General features: G+C 43.5%; 20 protein-coding genes and 1 riboswitch. Of the genes, 4 read left to right on the top strand and 16 right to left on the bottom strand.

Annotated features, from left to right (window positions below; genetic code table 11):
• Positions 1 to 19: 19 nt before the first annotated feature.
• Positions 20 to 856 carry a prolipoprotein diacylglyceryl transferase gene (gene lgt / locus Q1B03_RS15530; protein WP_299743214.1) on the bottom strand — a complete coding sequence of 279 codons (837 nt, stop codon included), beginning with the start codon at positions 854 to 856 and terminating at the stop codon, positions 20 to 22.
• Positions 857 to 920: 64 nt separating this feature from the next.
• Positions 921 to 1,856, bottom strand: coding sequence for an HPr(Ser) kinase/phosphatase (hprK, locus tag Q1B03_RS15525; RefSeq protein ID WP_299743211.1), 936 nt, complete (start codon positions 1,854 to 1,856; stop codon positions 921 to 923).
• 251 nt (positions 1,857 to 2,107) lie between these two features.
• Between hprK and Q1B03_RS15520 the strand changes: the two genes are divergently transcribed.
• Complete coding sequence (locus tag Q1B03_RS15520) at positions 2,108 to 2,788, top strand: N-acetylmuramoyl-L-alanine amidase (protein WP_299743975.1); 681 nt, start codon at positions 2,108 to 2,110, stop codon at positions 2,786 to 2,788.
• A gap of 127 nt (positions 2,789 to 2,915) precedes the next feature.
• On the opposite strand, the gene Q1B03_RS15515 is transcribed toward Q1B03_RS15520, so the two are convergent.
• The 6 genes from Q1B03_RS15515 to uvrB all read right to left on the bottom strand — a co-directional run bounded on the left by Q1B03_RS15515 (position 2,916) and on the right by uvrB (position 10,455).
• On the bottom strand, positions 2,916 to 3,272 hold the full coding sequence (locus Q1B03_RS15515; RefSeq protein WP_299743207.1) for a phage holin family protein: 357 nt from the start codon (positions 3,270 to 3,272) through the stop codon (positions 2,916 to 2,918).
• Entirely contained in the window at positions 3,272 to 3,475 is a 204-nt protein-coding gene (locus Q1B03_RS15510; RefSeq protein ID WP_299743205.1) for a PspC domain-containing protein, read from the bottom strand. The genes Q1B03_RS15515 and Q1B03_RS15510 overlap by 1 nt, the downstream gene beginning before the upstream one ends.
• Positions 3,476 to 3,496: 21 nt before the next feature.
• Positions 3,497 to 4,624, bottom strand: a complete 1,128-nt coding sequence (locus Q1B03_RS15505) for a DUF4097 domain-containing protein (RefSeq protein ID WP_299743202.1) — start codon at positions 4,622 to 4,624, stop codon at positions 3,497 to 3,499.
• 22 nt (positions 4,625 to 4,646) lie between these two features.
• Positions 4,647 to 4,961: a DUF4870 domain-containing protein gene (locus tag Q1B03_RS15500; protein WP_113970834.1), complete on the bottom strand. Its 315-nt coding sequence runs from the start codon at positions 4,959 to 4,961 to the stop codon at positions 4,647 to 4,649.
• A 630-nt stretch (positions 4,962 to 5,591) separates the two neighbouring features.
• The gene (gene uvrA, locus Q1B03_RS15495) at positions 5,592 to 8,465 is read right to left on the bottom strand and encodes an excinuclease ABC subunit UvrA (protein WP_299743193.1); all 2,874 of its coding nucleotides are present in this window, start codon (positions 8,463 to 8,465) and stop codon (positions 5,592 to 5,594) included.
• Between the two features lie 7 nt (positions 8,466 to 8,472).
• On the bottom strand, positions 8,473 to 10,455 hold the full coding sequence (gene uvrB, locus Q1B03_RS15490) for an excinuclease ABC subunit UvrB (RefSeq protein ID WP_299743190.1): 1,983 nt from the start codon (positions 10,453 to 10,455) through the stop codon (positions 8,473 to 8,475).
• Positions 10,456 to 11,078: 623 nt separating this feature from the next.
• On the opposite strand from uvrB, the gene Q1B03_RS15485 reads away from it, so the two are divergent.
• Positions 11,079 to 13,076, top strand: a complete 1,998-nt coding sequence (locus tag Q1B03_RS15485) for an N-acetylmuramoyl-L-alanine amidase (RefSeq protein WP_299743187.1) — start codon at positions 11,079 to 11,081, stop codon at positions 13,074 to 13,076.
• Between the two features lie 71 nt (positions 13,077 to 13,147).
• Here the strand turns inward: Q1B03_RS15485 and Q1B03_RS15480 are convergent, their stop codons facing one another.
• The 7 genes from Q1B03_RS15480 to Q1B03_RS15450 form a co-directional block, all read right to left on the bottom strand.
• On the bottom strand, positions 13,148 to 13,378 hold the full coding sequence (locus tag Q1B03_RS15480) for a CsbA family protein (protein ID WP_148970221.1): 231 nt from the start codon (positions 13,376 to 13,378) through the stop codon (positions 13,148 to 13,150).
• Between the two features lie 72 nt (positions 13,379 to 13,450).
• On the bottom strand, positions 13,451 to 14,092 hold the full coding sequence (locus Q1B03_RS15475; protein WP_299743183.1) for an HD domain-containing protein: 642 nt from the start codon (positions 14,090 to 14,092) through the stop codon (positions 13,451 to 13,453).
• A 77-nt stretch (positions 14,093 to 14,169) separates the two neighbouring features.
• Positions 14,170 to 14,940, bottom strand: coding sequence for an alpha/beta fold hydrolase (locus Q1B03_RS15470; RefSeq protein ID WP_299743181.1), 771 nt, complete (start codon positions 14,938 to 14,940; stop codon positions 14,170 to 14,172).
• A gap of 70 nt (positions 14,941 to 15,010) precedes the next feature.
• On the bottom strand, positions 15,011 to 16,186 hold the full coding sequence (locus Q1B03_RS15465) for a phosphoglycerate dehydrogenase (protein WP_299743179.1): 1,176 nt from the start codon (positions 16,184 to 16,186) through the stop codon (positions 15,011 to 15,013).
• 2 nt (positions 16,187 to 16,188) lie between these two features.
• The gene (gene serC, locus Q1B03_RS15460) at positions 16,189 to 17,268 is read right to left on the bottom strand and encodes a 3-phosphoserine/phosphohydroxythreonine transaminase (RefSeq protein ID WP_299743177.1); all 1,080 of its coding nucleotides are present in this window, start codon (positions 17,266 to 17,268) and stop codon (positions 16,189 to 16,191) included.
• 220 nt (positions 17,269 to 17,488) lie between these two features.
• Positions 17,489 to 18,811, bottom strand: coding sequence for a TrkH family potassium uptake protein (locus Q1B03_RS15455; protein WP_299743175.1), 1,323 nt, complete (start codon positions 18,809 to 18,811; stop codon positions 17,489 to 17,491).
• Between the two features lie 3 nt (positions 18,812 to 18,814).
• Positions 18,815 to 19,471, bottom strand: coding sequence for a TrkA family potassium uptake protein (locus tag Q1B03_RS15450; RefSeq protein ID WP_299743173.1), 657 nt, complete (start codon positions 19,469 to 19,471; stop codon positions 18,815 to 18,817).
• 242 nt (positions 19,472 to 19,713) lie between these two features.
• A riboswitch (cyclic di-AMP (ydaO/yuaA leader) is annotated at positions 19,714 to 19,851 on the bottom strand.
• 416 nt (positions 19,852 to 20,267) lie between these two features.
• Between Q1B03_RS15450 and Q1B03_RS15445 the strand changes: the two genes are divergently transcribed.
• Positions 20,268 to 21,119, top strand: a complete 852-nt coding sequence (locus Q1B03_RS15445; protein ID WP_299743171.1) for a DUF1206 domain-containing protein — start codon at positions 20,268 to 20,270, stop codon at positions 21,117 to 21,119.
• Positions 21,120 to 21,177: 58 nt separating this feature from the next.
• On the opposite strand, the gene Q1B03_RS15440 is transcribed toward Q1B03_RS15445, so the two are convergent.
• Positions 21,178 to 22,128, bottom strand: a complete 951-nt coding sequence (locus Q1B03_RS15440; protein WP_299743169.1) for a polysaccharide deacetylase family protein — start codon at positions 22,126 to 22,128, stop codon at positions 21,178 to 21,180.
• A 168-nt stretch (positions 22,129 to 22,296) separates the two neighbouring features.
• Between Q1B03_RS15440 and Q1B03_RS15435 the strand changes: the two genes are divergently transcribed.
• Complete coding sequence (locus tag Q1B03_RS15435) at positions 22,297 to 23,529, top strand: hypothetical protein (protein ID WP_299743167.1); 1,233 nt, start codon at positions 22,297 to 22,299, stop codon at positions 23,527 to 23,529.

Genomic DNA, 23,529 nt, shown 5'->3' with positions numbered 1-23,529 from the left:
TCTCCCTACTCCCCTTTTGTTAAGCGTTTACGCTATCCGTTTTCTCATCGTATGCCTTTTTCGCAAGGCCTGCTTTTCTTCTGTAAAAGAACAATACAAGAGATCCAATAATAAGAACAATGGATATCACTTGAGCAAAGCGTAAAGGTCCCAGCATCAGACTATCCGTTCTCAATCCCTCGACAAAGAATCGCCCGATGGAGTACCAAACCACATACGTAAGGAAAAGTTCCCCACGACGGAGGCTGCTTGCTTTCCTTCTCATGACAAGAAGTAGGATCAGGCCTGCGAAACTCCAAAGAGACTCATATAAGAATGTAGGATGATAATATGCTCCATTAATGTACATTTGATTGATAATGAAATCAGGCAGCATCAGGTTTTCAAGAAACGCACGGGACACTTCTCCACCATGAGCCTCCTGGTTAACAAAATTGCCCCAGCGTCCGATTGCCTGACCTAAAATAATACTCGGTGCCGCAATATCAACAAGCTTCCAGAATGGCAGCCCCTTTATTTTGGCAAAAACAATGGTGGTAAGAACCGATCCGATCAATGCGCCATGAATGGCGATTCCACCATTCCACACTTTAATGATATCCCCGGGGTGATCGGCATAATAATCATTCCATTCAAAGATGACATAATAAGCACGTGCACAAATGATAGCGATAGGAATTGCCCAAACGAGCAAATCGATGAATGTATCGGGATGAAGACCCAATCTTTTGCTCTCACGAATGACTAAATAGAGTCCTAATGCGATCCCAAGCCCGATAATGACACCGTACCAGTGTACTTGGATCGGCCCAAGAGAAATGGCAATGGGATCGATTGGCGTAATGTTCTCGTTCATTTTGTCTCTCCTTTATTAATTAGATAGCATGTGATGGATAACATCTTTACGTTTTATGTAAGGATCAGATATCTTCATTCTCTCCATCTTCAATCACATCAGACAGACGGCTTGTAAATTGCTCTGCTGCATTTACACCCATACGTTTCAGACGGAAGTTCATGGCAGCGACTTCAATGATAACCGCAAGATTTCGTCCAGGACGAACAGGTACGGTTAGTTTGGTAATATCTGTATCGATGATTCTCATTTTTTCTTCATCCAGACCAAGTCGGTCGTACTGCTTCGCTTTATCCCATAGCTCGAGATTAATACAAAGTGTGATGCGCTTATAATTGCGCACAGCTCCTGCTCCGAATAACGTCATCACATTGATGATGCCCAAGCCGCGGATTTCCAACAGATGTTCAATTAACTCAGGAGAGCTGCCGATTAACGTATCCATGTCTTCTTGACGGATTTCTACGCAATCATCTGCTACAAGCCGGTGTCCTCTCTTCACAAGTTCCAGAGCTGTTTCACTTTTACCAACACCGCTTTTTCCGGTGATCAATACTCCGACTCCATAGATATCCACCAATACACCATGGATGGCCGTTGTAGGAGCAAGCTTACTTTCTAAATAATTTGTGAGCCTCGAAGAGAATCGTGTTGTTTTCATTGAAGAACGCATGACAGGAACATCATATCGATTCGATGCCTCCACTAGCTCAGGCGGGATTTCCAGGTCTCTGGAGATGATGATACCAGGCGTGATATCTGTACAAAGAGCTTCCATTCGGCGCTTACGTTCTGTATCATCCAGCAAATCCAGGAAAGATAACTCGGTTTTTCCCAATAATTGGATACGCTCTGCGGGATAGTAGTTGAAATAACCGGCCATCTCTAATCCCGGACGGGAAATATCACTTGTTGTGATCGGTCTATGTAAACCTTCTTCTCCACCGACAAGCTCTAATTTAAACTTATCGACGATATCTTTAGTGCGAACTTTTGCCACTAATAGCTCCTCCTTCACGTTACACTCGCCTCATATTTATAAACGTTTCGTACTCTAACCTATTTTAGCAATTATAGAGAAAAGCGCAAGGCAGCTTACTTGTGACAAGGGGAAGGATGCGTATTTCCTCTTCTCGGTTCAGCTATATGCCTGCTCCTTCCTGAAATTTGAAGGTCCGTCCCTTTTCAGCGGTACCCTTGAAACGACTTTTTACATATATGAGAGGTGAGAAGTTCGTTTAAGGGAGGATGATGAGGTTGAAGATTATGTTGGATGCCGGGCATGGTTATGAGACTCCGGGGAAGAGGACACCGGATGGAATGAGAGAGTATGAATTTAACAGGGATGTCGCAGCATTTTGCAGAAATGAGTTGGCAAAATATGATGTGGAAGTTTACTATTCTCACTCAGATTCAAAGGATATCCCCTTACAATTGAGAACGGATCGAGCAAACAACCTAAAGGTGGATGTATTTGTATCGATTCACGCAAATGCGTTTGGTTCAGGAGGCTGGAACGATGCATCGGGCATTGAAACGTATGCCTACATTACACAGCCTTCCAAAAGTACTGCCTTGGCAAGAGAGATTCAATCTCACTTGGTCGCCTCTACCCAAAGACGGGATCGCGGTGTAAAGTTTGCCAACTTTCATGTACTAAGGGAAACGGACATGCCCTCTGTTTTAATTGAATGCGGGTTTATGACAAACCGTGAAGAAGCAGCCCTGTTAAGAACCAGAACCTACCGTCAAATATGTGGAAAAGCCATCGCCAAAGCCCTTGTTGCCTTCTACCAATTGAAGTCTAAAGAGCACACCTCCCTTTACAAAGTTCAGTTAGGAGCATTTTCAAACGAAGAAAATGCCCTTCAACTGGCAAACCATCTAAAAAAAGCAGGATTCGCTCCTTATATTTATATAGAATCAAAGTAACAGAACGGTGACCTGTGCTACGCACCATTAAGTGCTTCGATGACATACGTAAAGTGTTTGTGAGCTTGCTTTTGTTCATTACGAAAAAAGACCCTGTCTCATGGCCCGAGACAGGGTCTTTTCTTTATTACTTCTCTTTCATAGGTTCAAGGACCGTTTTTTGAATCACCAGATTGGCAAGAGACAAAATGATCGATGCCAGAAAAGCCATGCCAAAGCCGGATATCTCAAAGCTGCTTCCCATCAAACCATCTGTCAGGAGTAACGTGATGGCATTAATGACGAAGAGAAACAGTCCCAGTGACAAAATCGTAACCGGCAAAGTCAGGATGATCAAAATGGGCTTCACAAGAACATTCAGGATCGACAGGATAAAGCTCGCTCCTATAGCAGCGCCTATGCCGGACACTTCGAACCCCTCGAAAAAACCTGCTAATGCAATAAAGATTACTGCATTGATTAAAATTCCTATAATCCATCTCATTATCTGATGGCTTCCTCCTCATGTGGCAGCACGAAGGCTAATAAAGCGTATACGACGACCAGAGGAAAGAATCCCGTCGGAATGAGAAGGATGATGAAAATCACCCTTAGAATCGTAGCATCGATTCCCACATAACGGGACAATCCCCCAATCACCCCAGAAAGCTTTCTGTTTGACCTTGATCGTGCTAATTGTTTTTTCATCTTTATTCCTTCTTTCTCATCTTATGCGTTGTCCTTATTAACATTCTTCTGTTCATGCTTTTTTATGAGGACAGATCCTGCTTTTGTTTCTGCAAAAAGATGAAGCTTATCTAACGAGTTGGTTTTGCGACTGAAACGAATCGACTTTTGGACCACTTCGTTTTTTTCTTCTAGTACATCAATACCCTGCAACTCAAGCTTAAAACTACCGAAGTTTGATTTTGCCTCCCCGGAAATGTTGATGTTCTCAGGTACGAGTAAATCGATGTTACCCGTTACCGTCTTTGCGTGGAGTGTATCCGCTTTTTCCCCCGTTAAGGCACAAACGATGTTTCCATTGAGGGACTGCACATCTGAATAAGAGATATCTCCTTCAACATGCACCTTGCCGTTAATGGATTCCGCTTCAATATGGTCTGCTTTCGCATTCATGATGGAAATCGCACCATTGGAGGTTTCGACCTCGGCTTTCTTCGTCGTCAGATGGTCGATATGAATCTTCCCATTCGCCGCCTTGGCACGAAGATCCTGGACCTCTAAATTCTCGGCTTTTAAACCTCCATTGAATAAACGGACAGAAACCCTCTTATATTGATGCTTTGGAATGTATAGCTTAGAATCCACTTTCATCCACTTTAATTGCGTCGAGTAATACAGCGTATCCCCGTCGACGGCAAAGGATGTATTCTCCATGAACTGCTTTCTCGCCTCTTCGTGATTTTCCGTACGATAAACCTTGGCCTCGCATTCCACACGGACTTCCTCACCGTCCCACGGAATAAGCTCAACCTTCCCATTGGCCACATCTATATCAATTTTCTCAAAATGAGTATTGGGCTGCTGGTAAACATGAGATAATTCAACCGATTGATTCCATTGAAAGTCGAAGTCGAAATTCTTGATTTTGTTTAACGCCGAATTCATGAAATCAAGGAGCTTATCTTTCGGATTCCCCGAATGGGACGAGTGATCTTTTTCACCCTTTTTCTCATCTTGAAAGATGGATACAAACTCATCAAGGAAATCCTTCTCTTTTGCCTTAGATGTATTCGGCTTTTGATCAAGTGCTTCCAATAACGCCACTGCTTCCTGTGCCGAAATCGTCCCATTTTCCAACATATCCAAAATGCGTTTCCGTTCTTCATTCATATTCTTTCATCCCCTTTATTGATTATAAAAGTACTTTGATGCCCTTATACACGTTCCAAATGACTACGACAACACTAAGTAATATGGCTAAACCGATCATGATGACGGTGAATATCGGCAATCCCGCACCACTGGCGAAAACCCCCATATCCAAAAACAAGCCTGCAATGACAAGGGGAACCGCAACGACCGGTAATAAGTGAGATAAAAAGGCTGCTTTTGCGTCCTTTTTCACATAAGGATTATCTGATACAAAATAAACGATCAGCGGAAAAAGGAAGCCTGCAAAAAATATACTGAAATAGCACAGGGCGGATAATACCTTATTGGTCTCCATCTTCATCATCTCCTCTACTACTATTTACGATACGTGAAGCAAAAGGTTTCAATGCATTTGTTTGTAATCTTATTTTCACATAGTGGGAATGTTCTTCACTCCAACTTGAGGCTGATTTTAGGTAGGTATGGAGGTGTGGTTTGGGTTGGTGGATGGAGATGGTAATGGTGTAGTGTTTTAGTTAAAAAGAGGCTGGGACAAAACTAAAAAACCACGATATAAAAATGAACAATAGAGGTGGAGGTTCTTTATACCGCTAATGATTTCCGTGCAAGACTACGCTTTCCGCGGGTAGCCCGTGAGCCTCCTCGGCAAGCCTGCGGGAAGAAAAGCGGAGGGGCTTTGTTCAGAGGCGGGTGGCATAAGGGAAAGCGCCCACGAAGGCGTTCTTTGCCTTCTTGGACGATTTGACTTATGACATGTGCCTCTAAGCCCCGGAGCTGGACGGGTCTCACATAAGCTACTTTTCCCGCAGGAGTCTTCGTCTTGCACTCCAATCAACCGCTGGAAACAGCTAAAATCAAATGTACCGAAATTAAATAATAAACCCGAACAAATCTGCCTACTAGGAAGCAGATTTGTTCGAGTTTTACTTAGACTAAAACACTTTTGTCCCAGCCTCTTTAGTCACTAATTCGTCACTTCTTCTTTTTCCCTGATCTTCTTCTTCATCCGTTCACGATCGCGCTCAAGCACAGGTTTCAGGTATTTTCCTGTGTAGGAACCTTGTACTTCAGCCACTTTTTCAGGGGTTCCGCTTGCGACGATGGTTCCACCTTTGTCCCCACCCTCAGGACCAAGATCTACAAGGTAATCGGCTGCTTTAATGACATCGAGATTGTGTTCGATGACGAGGACCGTATCCCCGTTTTCTACAAGACGCTGAAGTACCACTAAGAGTCGTGCAATGTCATCCACATGAAGTCCTGTTGTCGGCTCATCTAAAATGTAGAGAGAGCGGCCAGTAGAACGACGATGCAATTCTGAAGCAAGCTTCACGCGCTGGGCCTCTCCCCCTGATAGCGTAGTGGCGGGTTGACCTAATGTGATATAGCCAAGTCCGACATCAAATATGGTTTGCAGCTTACGTTTGATCTTCGGGATGTTTTCGAAGAATTTCACTGCGTCTTCGACTGTCATCTCAAGTACATCGGAAATATTTTTATCTTTGTATTTCACTTCAAGTGTTTCCCGGTTATATCGTTTCCCGTGACAAACTTCGCATGGAACGTACACATCGGGAAGGAAGTGCATTTCAATCTTGATGATTCCGTCCCCGCGGCATGCCTCACAACGGCCGCCTTTTACGTTAAAGCTGAAGCGGCCTTTTTTATAGCCACGAACCTTTGCTTCGTTGGTTGTGGCAAACACATCACGGATATCATCGAATACCCCGGTATAAGTGGCAGGATTCGATCTTGGGGTACGGCCGATGGGTGATTGATCGATATCAATGACCTTATCAAGGTTCTCAATCCCTTTCACTTCTTTATGCTCACCAGGCTTCGATTTCGCATTGTGAAGCTTTTGAGCCAGTGACTTATGCAGGATTTCATTGATCAACGTACTTTTACCTGATCCCGACACTCCTGTCACCGCTGTGAAAATCCCCAATGGCAGCTTCACTTTTACATTGTTCAGGTTATTTTCTTTCGCTCCTACAATTTCTAAATACCTGCCATCAGGCTTACGTCTTTCCTGTGGAAGGGGTATGAATTTCTTCCCTGACAGGTATTGACCTGTCAATGAGTTCGGATCGTCCATTACTTCCTGAGGAGTCCCGGCAGACACCACTTCTCCCCCATGAACACCTGCACCTGGTCCTATATCGATAAGATAGTCCGCAGCCATCATCGTATCTTCATCATGTTCCACTACGATTAATGTGTTTCCTATTTCACGCATGTTCTTTAAAGTGTCAATCAGTCGATCATTGTCCCTTTGGTGCAGCCCAATCGATGGCTCATCCAGGATGTACAGGACACCTGTCAGACGTGAACCGATTTGAGTGGCTAAACGAATACGCTGAGCTTCTCCTCCTGATAAGGTTCCTGCTGCACGGCTTAGTGTGAGATATTCAAGACCTACATTCACTAGAAAACCGAGGCGTTCACGGATTTCCCTCAAAATAAGGTTGGCAATTTTCATATCCTTTTCGGATAGCTCGAGTTTATGGAAAAACTGCTCTGCTTCTTCAATAGAAAATGCGGTTACTTCCCCAATATGAAGAGAATCTACTTTGACTGCCAGGCTCTCTTCTTTCAAACGGTGACCGTTACAGGTTGGACAATCTTGCTGTGCCATGTATTTCTCCATCTGTTCACGGATATAATCAGAGCTTGTTTCACGGTAACGTCGCTCAACATTCGGGATGACACCTTCGAAACGAAGATAGTTTTCACGAACTTGACCGAAATCGTTCTCGTAACGGAAGTAAATCTCATCCTTGCCGGACCCAAATAGGATCTTATCCATTTGCTGCTTTGGAATATCCTTTACAGGCATATCCATCGGAATTTCATAGTGATCACATACGGCCTTTAGAAGAGATGGATAGTATTGGGAGCTTGTTGGTTCCCATGGAGCAATGGCATGCTCGTCTAGAGTGCGATCCCAATTGGGAATCACAAGCTCCTTATCGACCTCAAGCTTTGTCCCTAATCCGTCGCAGCTTGTGCAAGCACCATATGGACTATTGAAGGAAAACATTCTTGGCTCCAGTTCCGTAATGGAAAACCCGCAGTATGGACATGCATGATGCTCACTGAATAAAAGCTCTTCTTCCCCGATTACATCGATGATCACCTGACCGTCTGCCAATCTGAGTGCTGTTTCAAGTGAGTCAGAAAGTCGGGCTGCCACACCTTCCTTCACAACGATTCGGTCGATGATCACCTCGATGGAGTGCTTTTTATTTTTTTCCAGGGAGATTTCTTCCCCAAGATCCTGGACTTCACCGTTAATACGAACTCGAACAAACCCTTGTTTTTTGATTTCTTCAAGGGTTTTCACGTGCGTTCCTTTTCGTCCAGACACAACAGGCGCCAGTACTTGAAGCTTTGTTCTTTCCGGGTACTCAAGTATCCTGTCGACCATTTGTTCAATCGTTTGGGAGGAGATTTCGATCCCGTGATTTGGACAAATCGGTTTCCCTACTCTTGCAAACAGCAGTCTAAGGTAATCGTAAATTTCGGTTACCGTCCCTACTGTTGAACGGGGATTACGACTCGTTGTTTTTTGATCGATGGAAATCGCCGGGGACAACCCCTCGATGGCATCGACATCGGGCTTATCCATTTGACCTAAAAATTGACGGGCATAGGCAGAGAGGGATTCTACATAACGTCTTTGTCCTTCTGCATAAATGGTGTCAAAGGCCAGGGAAGACTTCCCGGAACCGGAAAGCCCGGTTAATACGACCAGTTTATCCCGTGGAATTTTAATATCTATATTTTTCAGATTATGAGCTCTGGCTCCTTGTACGATTATTTGATCTCGCGCCATATTTCGTTCATCCTTCCGCCTTGAGCTCAAGAATGGTATCACGAAGCTGTGCAGCGCGCTCAAAGTCCAATGCCTTGGCTGCTTCCTTCATTTCCACTTCTAAGCTAGCAATAAGTTTTTGTCGCTCCGGTTTAGACATTTTCGAAACCTTTGTCTGTTCTCCTTCATAAACCCCTGCTTCTTCTGCGGCATGTGTTGCCCTGATGACATCCCGGATTTCTTTTTGTATTGTCGTCGGGGTCACGCCGTGTTTTTCATTGTATTCTTCCTGTATCGTCCGACGACGTTCTGTTTCATCAAGTGCTTTTTGCATTGAGTCGGTAATTTTGTCCGCATACATGATGACTTTACCGTTACTATTACGGGCTGCACGGCCAATCGTTTGAATGAGGGAACGTTCAGAACGCAGGAAGCCTTCTTTGTCAGCATCCAATATGGTGACAAGTGACACTTCGGGGATGTCCAATCCTTCACGAAGTAAGTTGATCCCGACTAACACATCATATTTCCCCAAACGGAGATCCCGGATAATTTCAATACGCTCTAACGTCTTGATCTCTGAGTGCAAGTATTGGACTTTTATCCCGATCTCCTTCAGATAGGCAGAGAGATCCTCGGACATTTTTTTCGTTAAGGTGGTCACCAGGACACGCTCGTTTTTCTCAATCCGTTCATTGATCTCACCTAACAAATCATCAATTTGCCCTTCGATTGGCCGCACCTCGATGAGTGGATCCAGCAGTCCGGTTGGGCGGATGATCTGCTCGACCATTTCAGGACTGTGCTCCAACTCATATGGTCCCGGAGTTGCCGAAACATAGAGAAGCTGCTGGGTTTTCTTTTCAAACTCCTCGAAGCGCAGGGGACGATTGTCCATGGCTGAAGGCAGGCGGAATCCGTGATCCACAAGCACCTTTTTACGGGCCTGATCCCCGTTGAACATCCCCCTGATTTGAGGTAACGTCACATGGGACTCATCGACCACAATTAAGAAGTCGTCTGGAAAATAATCCAGAAGAGTATACGGAGTCGACCCGGCCGGCCTTAGTGTCAAGTGACGGGAGTAGTTTTCAATCCCCGAGCAAAAGCCCATCTCCCGCATCATCTCCAGATCGTAACGGGTACGCTGCTCTAAACGCTGGGCCTCTAGCAGTTTATTTTCTTCTTTCATGATGGCTAGCTGCTCTTCAAGCTCTTTTTCAATATTCTTGATGGCTACCTGTAATTTTTCTTCACGGGTTACGAAGTGGGAAGCAGGAAAAATCGCGATATGATCTCGATCGCCCATGATTTCGCCGGTCAGGGCATCCACTTCACGAATCCGGTCGATTTCATCTCCGAAAAACTCTACACGCATACAGTGTTCATCCCGGGAAGCCGGGAAAATTTCCACTACATCGCCTCGCACACGGAAGGTTCCACGCTGGAAGTCGATATCATTTCGTTCATATTGTATATCCACAAGCTTACGCAGCAATTGATTTCGTTCGATTTCCATCCCGGTTCTGAGGGAAAGGACGAGCTCCCGATATTCTTCCGGGTTACCTAAACCGTAAATACAGGACACGCTGGCAATGATGATGACATCTTTTCGCTCAAACAAAGAAGATGTAGCAGAGTGCCTGAGTTTATCGATTTCATCATTGATGCTGGCATCCTTCTCGATAAACGTATCCGTTTGAGGAACGTATGCCTCCGGCTGATAATAGTCGTAGTAACTGACAAAATATTCAACGGCGTTATCAGGAAAAAACTCTTTGAATTCGCTGTAGAGCTGTCCTGCCAACGTTTTATTATGAGCAATGATGAGGGTCGGCTTTTCAACCTGCTTGATTACATTGGAAACAGTGAATGTCTTTCCGGTCCCTGTTGCCCCAAGTAAGGTTTGATGACGTTTCCCTTCATTTATACCTTTAACCAATTTTTCAATTGCCAGGGGCTGATCTCCCTCTGGTTTATATTTAGACTTGAGCTCGAATTGATCTTTCACCGTGAAACCTCCTATAATAAAGGACTGCTACCTTGTATTTACCTACTTATACCCATCTTAAACACTGTCCATTCATCTATACACATTCTACCACATTTCCTACATTATTAACCAATAATAAGCGAACAAAAGTTCGTTTTTCTTGATATTTAAGGGTCGGACCTCATGAAACGTCCTCTTGGTTGTGGATAACATTCGGTGAAGTAGCAAATTAGAGGCTTGAATTGAGATTTCGACATTTTACGGGAGGTGACAAAGAAATTTTCGACACAATCCGAGCATTTCTATACACACCCTGTGTACAACTATGTGTATAAGTCGATATTCCTTGTGGAAAATCCCTAAACTTATTCACAATTCGTCAAAATTCTTGTGAACAATGTTGATGAATGCGTATTCAATCTGTGAATAACCCGTCCAACACTTCATTTATTCACACTATTCTTTATTTATCCACAATTAAGAAACCTCTAACTGAAATGCTTTCTACCACATCATAAGGCTTATCCCGACACAAATATTCATCTAGGCATATCCCTAATAATTGATTGACTATTCTGTCTTATTTCCAATAAGCTTTTTTATAAGTTCTACAAAAAATACATAGTGTTCAGGAGGAATGTATGAAAAAATCTAAATGGCTACAAGTCGCCGGTTCCCTTAGTTTAACGGGATTTCTGTTGAGTTCCACCATTACCCCGATGGCACCATCGATCACCTCTCATGGAGTGGCAAAAGCTGAAGTTGTCGATTCACTCGAGTTGCAAAAAGCGTTCCAACAAGCTGCGCAGGAATTCAATGTCCCAGTTGAAATTCTACTTGCAGTGGGGTATAACGTATCACTGTGGGAGCATCACGACGGAAAGCCAAGTGCTTCCGGAGGCTACGGATTGATGCATCTGACGGATGTTAATACTGATCGTTTAGAAGATACCCACAGCGATGAACCCGCTCATATGTTTTTATCCGGTAAAGAGGACGCAGACGCTCAGCCCTTAGAAAAATCAACACTGAAAATCGAATCTACATTAGACATCCATGATCCAAAACTTCACACTCTGAATACCGCAGCTGAACTACTCTCTCTTCAACCAGAAACGTTAAAACAAAATAAAAAGCAAAATATCCGCGGTGCTGCAGCACTTCTGGCACAGTATGCCAAAGATACCACTGGAAAAACACCCTCTGACATAAATGGATGGTATGGGGCAGTCGCAAAATACAGCGGTTCAAACGACTACTCGGGAGCGAAGGACTTTGCGGACCGTGTATACGAGACAATCAATAATGGGGTGACGAAACAAACAGAGGATGGATCTTCCTTAACGTTAGCGCCTAAACAAACCAGCCCTAATCAAGAATCAATCCAATCGTTAAACTTAAAAATGGATACTGAAGAAACTGGGGCCGATTGTCCGAATAGCCTTTCATGTCATTACGTTCCGGCAGCTTACAAGAAGATTGACTGGGGCGGCGGGACCTACTATGAAACTTCATACGGCAATTACGACATTGCAAACAGACCGCATGACAATCAGGAAATCAAGTACATCGTCCTCCACGACACAGAAATCAGCTATGATTTAACCAAAACCGTGTTTCAGCGGGAATGGACCCAGGCTTCCGCTCATTATGTGATCCGTTCTTCCGACGGTGATATCACGCAAATGGTGGACAATAAAGATGTGGCCTGGCATGCCGGAAACTGGTATTTCAACTCCAAGAGCATTGGTATCGAGCACGAAGGTATCGCCATTGAGGGGGCAGCCTGGTATAACGAACAACTGTATCATGCATCAGCCCGATTAGTAAAACATCTTTCTAAAAAGTTCAATATTCCATTGGACCGCGATCATATCATTGCACATGATGAGATACCTGGGACGACAGCTGCAAGACAACCTGCTATGCACTGGGATCCAGGTCCATTCTGGGATTGGGCACATTATATGCAAATCCTTGGAGCTCCCCTGGAGTCAGGAAAAGGACAAAAAGGCATCGTCCAAATCCGTCCGAATTTCGAAACAAACAAGCCAATCCTTCAGACCCCATCGGGAGAACCTGTACCTGAACAATCGGCAAATTTTGTGTATTTGTATACAGCCCCAAGCTTTGATGCTCCGTTAATCAAAGACGCTGCCCTACCGAACGCCCACCCACTCGATGCGTCCAATTGGGGTAACAAGGCGGTTACAGGGCAAACCTTTTACAAGGCAGAAGAACAAGATGACTGGACAGCGATTTGGTACGCAGGACAAAAAGCGTGGTTTTATAACCCTAAGGGAACGAATTCAACAAAAGCATCAGGTATTGTGATCACACCTAAAGATGGAACTTCGGGTATCCCTGTTTACGGACTGGCTTATCCAGAAGAAGAAGCTTTTCCTGATGGCATCCCGGTAAGAGGAATGTCCCCTCTTCAGTACACGCTGACTTCTGATCAAAAGTATGTAGCAACCGAAAAAGTAAAAGGAAGCTACTACAGTGCACCTGTTTACACGTACAATCCAGAGACGACACATAAAATCGTCTGGGGGAATGATGAGTTTTATCTTATCCACTTAAACCATCGCCTGGCATTTGTAAAAGCCAGCGATGTCGATGTTGTAGCTACTCCATAAAAAACACGGGCTGACTTTTAAAAAAAGTCAGTCCGTGTTTTTTCAGAACTTCTATTCATCTGTCACCCAAATCATGCACTTCTCTTCGCTTTTTTCATCATCCGGTCACTATACCAGAATCCGACGGTCAATGAAGCCGCGTCTACGACAATCAGCAACCAGGAGTCCGTATAGCCCTTTGAAACCGAAGCTGCAATGAGGGCTACGGTCAAGATCAAACCGACATAATGATTGTACGTCACCCGTGTGAACAGAACGACAAGCAATCCTGGTAAAAATAAACCTAAAATGATTTTGGACACGTTCAACTCTCCTTAAAGATAAGGGAATAACACATATTCTACCGAAGTTTTCCCTATCTGGAAAGGTTTTTCCTACTCTTCACCCTGCTGAATTAATTTCTGGGTCCTATCCTTCAACTCACTATGAGGGATGAATTTCTCAGAAAGCATATCAGGCAGAATGTATTCCAAGAAGTAATGTACGCACTCCAGGTCCTTGTATTTCACAATGGTGGAAAGTGCTTCTTGATAAATTTCAATAAATAGAGGCTCTGGATTCCCTTTTTGAATTTCTCCAAAGGATTCATACAGAAGATCGATTTTATCTGCGACAGACAAAATTCTTCCTTCAAGGGATTCGTCTTTTCCCTCTTTAAAACGTTCTCTGTACACTTCTTGAAATTGCGGGGGAAATTCTGTAGTGATGAACTTATTGACCATCTGATCTTCCACCTGGCTGAAAAGCTCACGTAACTCCCCCGATGCATATTTTACAGGGGTCTTGATATCACCTGTAAACAGTTCCGCGTAGTCATGATTCAAGGCTTTTTCATACAGTGCTTTCCAGTCAAGTTCTTTCCCGCTCTGTTCTTCCACCGTTCCCAGGAATTGTGCGATTTTGGTAACCTTAAATGAATGACTGGCTACGTTATGCTCATGATACTTGAATCGCCCCGGACAGCGAATGAGGGTTTCAAGGTCGGATAAGCTTTTAAAATAGTGATGAATTCCCATCGTATTCTCCTCTCATTGGTCGACTTTACTTTATGAAAATAGTATCAAGTAGAAGAAGTAAGAGCAAAGATAAACCATTACCCCTCAGCTGCCAACCCTTCTAATTCTCCTAACAGTATATTATTTAGAGCATCGTGATAACGTGTGGGAATTTGGTGAGAGGCACCTGGAATGATATATATTTTCTTAGGATAGCAATCGTTATACAGTTTAAGTTGAGAATTGATCCAATCCGACCTTTCCCCGTAAATTAAGAGTAGCGGGATGGGTAGCTTACTTACCTGCTCTACCCCATCATAATGAAGTGATTGCTCGTAGAACTGATACCAAATATGGGGGTTCGCCTTATTCATATGACCCCTGAGTTTCTCACGCTCTAGCTTGTCCTTGAAATGCGCTCTGGAAATAATCCCGGAAAGGCGGTCCGGATGTTCCCGAACCATTTTCATTCCCATTTGGTGCATCCATTTCAGCTTGGGATTCGTGACTTTCGGGTATCCCCCTACCAGAATGAGGGAGGAAACCCGATCTACATAAGTACAGGCAAACATTTGTCCCACTACTCCTCCGGCAGAGTATCCGAGCATCACACATTCAGCAATGTTCAGGTGGTCGAGAACCGCCTTTATGTCTTCTACAAACTCCGAAATACTTATACTCTGTTTCATGGTAAAGGAGTCCCCGTGACCTGTTAAATCCGGAATGATGAGGCGAAAGTGCCTGGAAAGCACATGCTGCTTTATAAATGTCATCCTCCCCATACCCGGGGGATGGATCAAGACCAGGGGAGTCCCCTTTCCTAAATCGTCAAAATAAAGATCTCTATTCTTAAAGTGGATCATCGCCATAAAAATAAATCCTCCCTCAACCGCTTTACTACACATTGTTCTCGGGTTAAGGGAGTTCTAGTCACTATATTTAAATGAGACGGACGGAAACAACACCGTGTATTTCTTTTATCCTGCTTTTCACTTGATGTTCTTCTTCTTCGAGGAGTTTCTGATCCAAATCGATCATGGTATAGGCCCACGTATATTTACTGCGGTTGATCATATCTGCGATGTTGACCGCGTACCCTGAAAGAACATTGGCGATTTGACTGACCATATTCGGAATGTTTTGGTGCATGACCGTTACTCGCATTTTACCGCTATAAGGCAGTTCCACATCAGGCAGGTTAACAGCATGCTTGATATTACCTGTTTCAAGATACGTTTTCAGCTGCTTTGTCGCCATGATGGCACAGTTTTCTTCAGATTCAACGGTAGATGCGCCCAAGTGAGGAACAGGGACGACGTTTTTCATGTTCAATACCTTGTTATTCGGAAAATCCGTCACATACTTTCGGACAATTCCTGCTTCAAGGGCCTTTTCGAGAGCCCCTTCTTCCACTAGCTCACCTCTTGAAAAGTTTAAGATCGTCATAGCCTTTTTCATCTTCGTGAAGCCTTCTTCATTCACAAAGCTTGCCGTTTTGTCCGTTAATGGAATGTGCAGCGTAACGAAATCACACTCTGCCCATACTTCTTCTATATGATGAGCTCGCTTCACATCCTGTGATAAACGCCACGCCGCGTCAACGGATATAAATGGATCATAGGCGACCACATCCATCCCAAGGGCAAGTGCATCATTTGCGACAAGGACGCCAATCGCTCCCAAGCCTACAACACCCAGCTTCTTCCCTTTAATCTCACTTCCTACGAATTCTTTTTTCTTTGCTTCTACGACACTTGGTACGTCTTCCTCTGTTTCTTTTAACGTGTTCGTCCAGCCGACTGCAGAATACAGGTTACGGGAAGAAGCGATCAAATTAGCCAAGACGAGCTCTTTCACGGCGTTTGCATTGGCACCGGGCGTATTAAAGACCACAATTCCTTTTTCCGTACAGAGATCGATCGGGATATTGTTGACTCCTGCTCCTGCCCGTGCAATGGCTTTGACTGAAGCCGGGAAAGAATAATCATGCAAGTTCTTTGATCTTACAAGAATTCCATCTGGATCCCCATTCCCATTCAAATGGTAGTTCAGGTCATCCTCTATCAGTGAAAGTCCGCTTTGGCTAATGGCATTGTACGTATTGATTGAAATCATTCTCATAATCCTCCTTGATCAGACTCAAATTTTTTCATGAAATCGACTAGTGCTTCCACCCCTTCAAAAGGCATGGCATTATATAAACTCGCACGCATTCCACCCACGGAACGATGCCCTTTTAAAAATTCAAACCCTTCTGCTTTGGCTTCTTTTAGAAACCGTGCATCCAGCTCCTCGTCACGTGTTGAAAAAGGAATGTTCATTAAGGAACGATTATTTTCCGGGACAGGGTTATGGAATAAAGATGATTCATCTATACAGTGGTATAAGAGACCGGCTTTCCTCTCATTTTCAGCCTGCATCCCTTCCACCCCGCCATTCTCCTTTACCCACTCCAGCACAAGCTTTAATACGTATATGGAGAAGGTCGGAGGCGTGTTAAAGAGGGAATCATGCTTTACATACGTTTCATAATTCAACATCGTAGGACATGTATTCGATGCTTGACCGACCAGACTATCATGAATGATCGCCACCGTTACACCGGAAGGACCAAGATTCTTCTGAGCACCTGCGTAGATCAGTCCAAAAGAGGAAACATCTATTTTCTCAGAAAGAATGTGGGAGGACATATCGGCTACAAGTGGGATGCCTCCTGTTTCAGGCCACTCATGGTAACGTGTTCCTTCAATGGTATTGTTGGAGGTAATATGTATGTAGCTTGACTGTGGTGAAAAATCTTCTGGTGTATAAGCAGGGATATCGAACTTCTCTTGAGGTGATAAGGTTCGAACATTCCCAACCTTCTCCGCTTCTTTGACAGCTTTCTTCGACCAGCTGCCTGTCAGGATATAGTCAGCCTCTTGATGTGAACCGAGCAGATTAAGAGGAATCATGGAAAATTGCAGGGATGCTCCACCTTGCATAAATACGACATGGTAATCATCCGGGATCGAGAGCAGTTCACGCAATAAACCTTGAGCTTCTTCTATTATTTTTTGGAAAGGAGCAGATCGATGACTCAATTCCATCACAGACATACCCGTTTCTTGATAGTTCAATAATTCGCCTTGAACCTTTTTCAGAACAGGCTCAGGTAACACCGCAGGACCAGCAGAAAAATTATACACACGCTTCAACAACAGCACCGCCTAAAGTTCAGAATTTTTCAACAGTATAATCGCGCCCAGTGGTTTAGTCAATATCAAAAACCCATGATGAAAACGCTTAACATAACCGTTTTTAGGCTCATGCGTGGTTATGGATTGATTCTTTGTTGTTTTTAAAAACGGACATAAAAAAACCGGCTCCTCCATTTACCCGCGAAGGGCAAGATGAAGGGAGCCGATTGTATGAACATTAACCTGTTAAAATATCTTCTTTTGGATAGCGGATCTTTTCTTTGTCTGGTCTGGATAGGGAGAAGGCCAGTGTGAGGGGCCCCAGTTTCCCGACAAACATCACGATGATGATGATCCATTTACCTATTGATGTCAAAGATCCGGTAATTCCCATGGACAATCCCACCGTTCCAAAGGCTGATACCACTTCAAAGAGAATAGCCATGAAAGAAGCATTCCTTTCTGTCATATCAAGAAAAAAGAGAGCCGTAAAGACAAGGAGCACACTGATCATAGACACCGCCAAGGCCTTAAAAATATAGTTTTGATCAATCGTACGACGGAAAATACGAATCTCTCTTTTCTCCTTTAAGAAAGCAAACACACTCAATGAAATGACGACAAAGGTGGTAAGCTTGATTCCTCCACCCGTGGAAGCACTACCGGCTCCTATGAACATCAAAAGAATCGTGAGAAGCAATGTGGAGCGCTCCATGCTGCTATAATCAAGCGTGTTAAAACCAGCCGTGCGGGGGGTGACCGCTTGAAAATACGAAGCGAATAGTTTATCCAGTAGTGGCAATTGAGCCAGTGTATTCGGGTTATTATACTCCAGGATGAAAATCATCATAAAAGCGAATACATTGAGAACAAATGTCCCAACCACCATGATCTTCGTATGAAGTGACAGCCTTCTGATCGTTTTCGATTTCCATAGGTCCACTAAAACAGTGAATCCGATCCCTCCTAAAATAAACAGAAACGAAATCGTGATATTGACGACGGGACTTCCCACGTAACCCATTAAACTATCGGACCAAAGAGAGAATCCAGCATTATTAAACGCAGAAATAGAATGAAATAAACTGAAGTACAGCCCTCTTCTCCATCCGAATTCCGGTACCCATTCCGATGCCAATAAAAGAACAGCGAAGCCTTCTACAAGGAACGAAAAGATGAATAAATATTTTACAAGCTTGATGACTCCTCCTACGGAAGTCTGATTTAACGCCTGTTGAAGAAGAAGTCGTTCTTTAAACCCAATTTTCTTTCCGAGCATCATAAAGATCAAGACGGCAAAGGACATGATACCCAGCCCTCCGATTTGGATCAGACTCATAATGACCACTTCTCCAAAAAGGGTGAAGGCATCTCCTGTATCCACGACCGCAAGCCCTGTAACCGTCATGGCGGAAGTCGTCGTGAACAAGGCATCAAGCCATGTAATCGATTCCGTGGTGGCAAACGGCAGCTTAAGCAAACCCATTCCTACTATGATAAAGAATAGGAATGTCACAACGAGAAGCTGAGGAGGGCTTAACCGGATCACCTTATGCTTCATAAGTTATACACCTTCTTTTTCAAATCGGTTGATATCCCTGTTATGTCCAATGACGATCAGTAGATCTTCCATTTTTATGACTTCATCGGCAGAAGGGGATACAATGACTTCCTCCCCGCGGTGAATGGCAATGATATTACAACCGAATTTTGCCCGGACATCAAGATCATTTAAGGATTTGCCCGCGACCTTTTTAGACGCACGCACTTCTACAATACTGTGTTCTTTCGATACTTCGATATAATCAATGATCTTTTCTGACGTAATGTGATGGGCAATCCTTCGTGCCATGTCACGTTCAGGGTGAATGACTTTATCGGCCCCGATCCGGTCCAACACCTTCTGATGATAAGCGTTCGAAGCTTTCACCCATACTTCTTTAACCCCTAATTCTTTTAAAAGTAAAGTGGTAAGAATACTTGCCTCTATATTATCCCCAAAGGACACGATCACGTGATCAAAATTTCTGAGCCCAAGGGATTTCAACACAGATTCATCCATCGCATTCGCCTGCACGGCATGCGTGGCAATGTCTATATACTGTTGGACAACATCGTGATGAATATCTATGGCTAACACTTCAACATCCAGGTCAGCTAATTCCTGAACCAGATTTCCTCCAAATCTCCCTAATCCAATAACGGCAAACTGCTTTTTCATGATGAAATCCTCCAAAACCTTTTTAATAGCTTAACCATCTAGTACTTCTTCCTTACAACAAAAGCGCAGACAGCTCAAACAGAGACGGTAACATAAGACGAACCTGGCGAAGACTTCCTTTGCCTTTTTGGCAGGTTTGACTCATGTCCTCTGGCCTCCAGCCTCCGGAGCCGGACTTCTAAAACAACGCAAAAAGACCAACAGGAACTAAGCCTGTGGTCATCCATAATCGATCACAAGTATCATCCTCTCCCATTACGCTTACGAGGTTAGCTGACGGATTCGGGTTATGGAAGTAGCCCTACCTTTCAAAAGAAAGGATTCACCCCTTTAAATACTCGGGTCCCCCGCTTCAAAAATGAATTAAGCGATTAAGAATATTTATTTGATGATAGATATATTACTCCTCTCCTAATTCGTTGTAAATAGGTTTTATGTAAAATTTTTTAGTCTCTTTTCGTAAAGTTTTTTGCTATTGAAAAAGCGAGTAGTGGTTGATTTCCGCTCCAGGTGCTCGCTTTCCGCGGGGCGTGAGTTGAGGAGGCTCGGCCGAACGTCCGCGGAAAGCGAAGCAGTTCCCCTCACCATCCAGCACATTCTGATTGACAGAGCCAAAGCAGACCTTTTGTTAAAAAACAACAATCATTTAGTAAAGAGCAATTTTTCAAAAGAAAAAGGAAAAATTAAATCAAGCCATCCAGCATTTACTGTTCGTTAAAAAGGTTTCTCTTTTCTATATCCGGGGAATAGCATACATAAGTATTGCGAAAATAGAACCAGAAGGGAAGAAGTGTTTATGGCAGGAGTTTCATCCATTACAACATCAAGCAGTTCATCTGTTTCATCAAATGATATAAAACCTTGGATTCGAGGGTTTGCACGAATTGGATATATTTCGAGAGGAATTGTTTATATGCTGATCGGTGCATTAGCCGTTATGGCGGCACTCGGAATAGGAGGAAGCACTTCGGACTCGAGCGGTGCCTTTGCAGCAGTGGCGAGCAAACCCTTCGGGGAAGTCCTTCTCTGGATATTAGGTCTTGGTCTGATTGGAATCGTTCTTTGGCGCCTCATTCAAGTGGTAAAGGATCCAGAACATGTGAAAAACGACGGGAAATCCATGTTTAGAAGGCTGGCTAATCTGATCAGCGGGATTGCATACGGTTCTTTAACTTATAATGCTTTCGCGATTGCAATGCATGCCAAAAGCTCCGGGTCGGGTTCGGGATCTAAACAGACCTTATCTGCTAAGTTATTGTCTCAGCCCTTTGGTCAATGGATTGTCGGGATTGTCGGACTTATCATTATTGGATATGCACTCTATGAAATTCATAAAGCTTATACTGAGAAATACACGAATAAATTTAAACGGCATGAAATGTCCGAGAAAGAATGGGAAATGGGAAGAAAGACAGGAAAGCTAGGGTTATATTCCCGAGGCATGGTCTTTTTACTGATCGGTTATTTCTTTATTCAAACGGCGATCACAGCCGATCCTGATAAAACACAAGGATTGGACGGGGCACTTTCCAAGATCGCTCAACAACCTTATGGACAATGGCTGCTTGGATTTGTGGCGGCAGGATTGGTCCTTTATGGCGTATTTCAGATTCTAACAGGAAAAAACCGTCATATGAGCATTTATTAAGAATGAAAAGGAGCAGCCAATCGGCAGCTCCTTTTTCCTTGTTCTTCTGGCATCAATGTTAAAATGTAACTGGATCCATTTCTTCTGTTAAAGTCTTCATATTATATCCTTGATCATTCAACTTCTTAAGTAAAGAATCTAAATAAGCGAGTGTCGTATGCTTTTCATGCATAAGAATGACTTTTGACTGATTTTCATATGGAAAATAAGCTAACTGATCCACAACACTCTGAACATACTCCCCACTATGAAATTTCCAATCTTCACTATCCACATTCCAATCCCATAATCTAAATCCTTCTTTCTTTACTGCTGTCAAATATTCCGGTTTCATATTGGGTACGGACCCATAAGGAACGCGAATCAACTCGCTTCGAATACCTGTAATGGACTCTAACGTAGATTGAGCCGTCAGCATCTCCCCTACAACCGATTTACTAGATTGGTAGATTTCGGATACATCATGGGTGACACCATGCAACCCGACGCTATGCCCTTCTTCCACCATCTGTCGAACGGCCTCACTATGTTTTTTCATATTCGGTTCCAGCATAAAGAAGCTCGCTTTTGCCCCATATTGATTAAGCACTTTAAGAATCGCTTTCGTATTTTCATTAGGACCATCATCGAATGTGATGTAAACCGTCTTTTCATCCTCGAAGTTCCCTTGTTCATTCACATTGGTCGAATGGTCTTCTATTTTCACTTCCTCATAGTAATTTTCGTCTTTCACACTCTCTGCTTCATTGGAATTAACTCCTTGTTCCTCTCCTTGAGTGCTGTCATGGTCCTCATTCCCTACTACAGGTTGTCCCGATTCGCCTTCCTCTTTTTCAGAAGGTTCTTCCTGGACTGCTTTTTGTTGAGTCGTTGGTTCCTTTGAAATCTTCGCTTCCCCGGTGTCCAATACCCACGAAGTTGAAAGAATGAGTAATAATACGATCGCGCCCGCCAAGCCTCCCAATTCAATGGGCTTAATCCATTTTCTTTTTTTCCGTTGTCTCCCCATATCGATCACCTTTCTCCATTCTTGTTATGTTAAATGATAGGGTCATAGGCGATGAAAAGGGTTACTTGCCGGTTACAAAGCAAGGCGACTTTTGTAACTTTTTTGTTACTTTTGTCGATTGAGTTTACACTATACTAGTGAAAGCTATAGGCAGGATGTGATGATCAATTGAAGAAGATTTTGTTCCTTATGGGTTGTCTTTTCGTGTGTACGGGTTGCTCATTATTCCAATCCAATACATCGTTACTGAAGCCGCCTGAACTTCCGGTTAAACAGCAGGAAGTGAAACAAGCGATCGGAAAATATGTTCCCTCACAGGCGGAATGGGTTTCACCGATTGAAGACAAACAAGCGAATAAAATGATTGAAGCAGATTTGGATCACGATCAAATGAACGAATTGATCGTATTTTATAGACTAACTGATCAAACCTCTCAAATAGAAGCCATTGTTCTAAAGGAAGAAAAAGGGGATTGGAAGGAAAAAATGAAATTGAAAGACCTTGGAAGGGAACTACATAAAGTGGAATTTCTCGACTTAAATCAGGATGGATACCAAGAAATATTGGTTGGGTTCTCTTTCTCAGAAGACACCTCAGACAAAGCATTGATCGTGTACGACCTGAGTAAAGGTAAGCCTCAGAAGCTGTTTGAATCCCAATATAGTGCGTTTTTTTCAGGGAACTTCACGAAAGATGATCAAGGGGAAATCCTCCTCGCATCACTGGTACCAAACCAGTCTCATTCTGTTCGTCTTTATCAATTCAGCAACCATAAAATGAACGTGTTAGATGAGCTGAAATTAGATCCATATGTATACCCTTACTACCACTCCTTAGCCGGGTCCATTTCCCCTTCATTAAAAGGAGCGATACTGGATGCAGGTGTAGGTGCTCATTCGTCTACGTCATTCATTATTGGTGTAGAGGGTGAGAAGTTGAGGAATGTCTTACCGGAAAACATGAAGGAGGAAGAGCTTTTCAGGGCATATGCCGTGAATAGTGAAGATTCGAACGGAGATGGAATCCTTGAATTCACTCTTCAAAAAGAGGCAGGCGATGATAATCTTGCCTATTCTGACATGCCTTTCATCAATGAGTATTATCAGCTCAGCGACCAAAAACAAGCCGAGCTCATTCATCGATACTACGACAATGCAGCTTATTTATACAGGTTCGAGATCCCCCAGGACTGGCCCTCTGTATATATAGAGGAATCAGAAGACGGACGTTATGTGGAATTTCTTTCTACTAAAGATGGGAGCGTGCTATATGATGTATACGCGATTGACAAGGGTCAACCACTGCCAAAAGGGTGGAGTCTATTGTATGAAAGCAATCAATTCACATATGTAACAAAATACTCAACGGCAATAGGCAAGCGCCTTTTCCAGCCAATCTGA

Origin of the sequence: uncultured Rossellomorea sp., from assembly GCF_947488365.1 — a bacterium.
In the GTDB taxonomy this organism is placed as follows: domain Bacteria; phylum Bacillota; class Bacilli; order Bacillales; family Bacillaceae_B; genus Rossellomorea.
The sequence above is the reverse complement of the archived record's forward strand: the minus strand, read 5'-3'. Positions and strand labels throughout refer to the sequence as shown.

Bases quoted from the DNA above. Each gene is read 5' to 3' on its own strand.
- Q1B03_RS15440 (WP_299743169.1), bottom strand. From the start codon at position 22,128: ATGGGGAGACAACGGAAAAAAAGAAAATGGATTAAGCCCATTGAATTG.
- Q1B03_RS15465 (WP_299743179.1), bottom strand. From the start codon at position 16,186: ATGATTTCAATCAATACGTACAATGCCATTAGCCAAAGCGGACTTTCA.
- Q1B03_RS15520 (WP_299743975.1), top strand. From the start codon at position 2,108: ATGAGGTTGAAGATTATGTTGGATGCCGGGCATGGTTATGAGACTCCG.
- Q1B03_RS15475 (WP_299743183.1), bottom strand. From the start codon at position 14,092: ATGGGAATTCATCACTATTTTAAAAGCTTATCCGACCTTGAAACCCTC.
- lgt (WP_299743214.1), bottom strand. From the start codon at position 856: ATGAACGAGAACATTACGCCAATCGATCCCATTGCCATTTCTCTTGGG.
- Q1B03_RS15500 (WP_113970834.1), bottom strand. From the start codon at position 4,961: ATGGAGACCAATAAGGTATTATCCGCCCTGTGCTATTTCAGTATATTT.
- uvrA (WP_299743193.1), bottom strand. From the start codon at position 8,465: ATGGCGCGAGATCAAATAATCGTACAAGGAGCCAGAGCTCATAATCTG.
- Q1B03_RS15445 (WP_299743171.1), top strand. From the start codon at position 20,268: ATGGCAGGAGTTTCATCCATTACAACATCAAGCAGTTCATCTGTTTCA.
- Q1B03_RS15470 (WP_299743181.1), bottom strand. From the start codon at position 14,940: ATGGCGATGATCCACTTTAAGAATAGAGATCTTTATTTTGACGATTTA.
- Q1B03_RS15515 (WP_299743207.1), bottom strand. From the start codon at position 3,272: ATGAGATGGATTATAGGAATTTTAATCAATGCAGTAATCTTTATTGCA.
- Q1B03_RS15485 (WP_299743187.1), top strand. From the start codon at position 11,079: ATGAAAAAATCTAAATGGCTACAAGTCGCCGGTTCCCTTAGTTTAACG.
- Q1B03_RS15450 (WP_299743173.1), bottom strand. From the start codon at position 19,471: ATGAAAAAGCAGTTTGCCGTTATTGGATTAGGGAGATTTGGAGGAAAT.
- Q1B03_RS15505 (WP_299743202.1), bottom strand. From the start codon at position 4,624: ATGAATGAAGAACGGAAACGCATTTTGGATATGTTGGAAAATGGGACG.
- Q1B03_RS15510 (WP_299743205.1), bottom strand. From the start codon at position 3,475: ATGAAAAAACAATTAGCACGATCAAGGTCAAACAGAAAGCTTTCTGGG.
- Q1B03_RS15455 (WP_299743175.1), bottom strand. From the start codon at position 18,811: ATGAAGCATAAGGTGATCCGGTTAAGCCCTCCTCAGCTTCTCGTTGTG.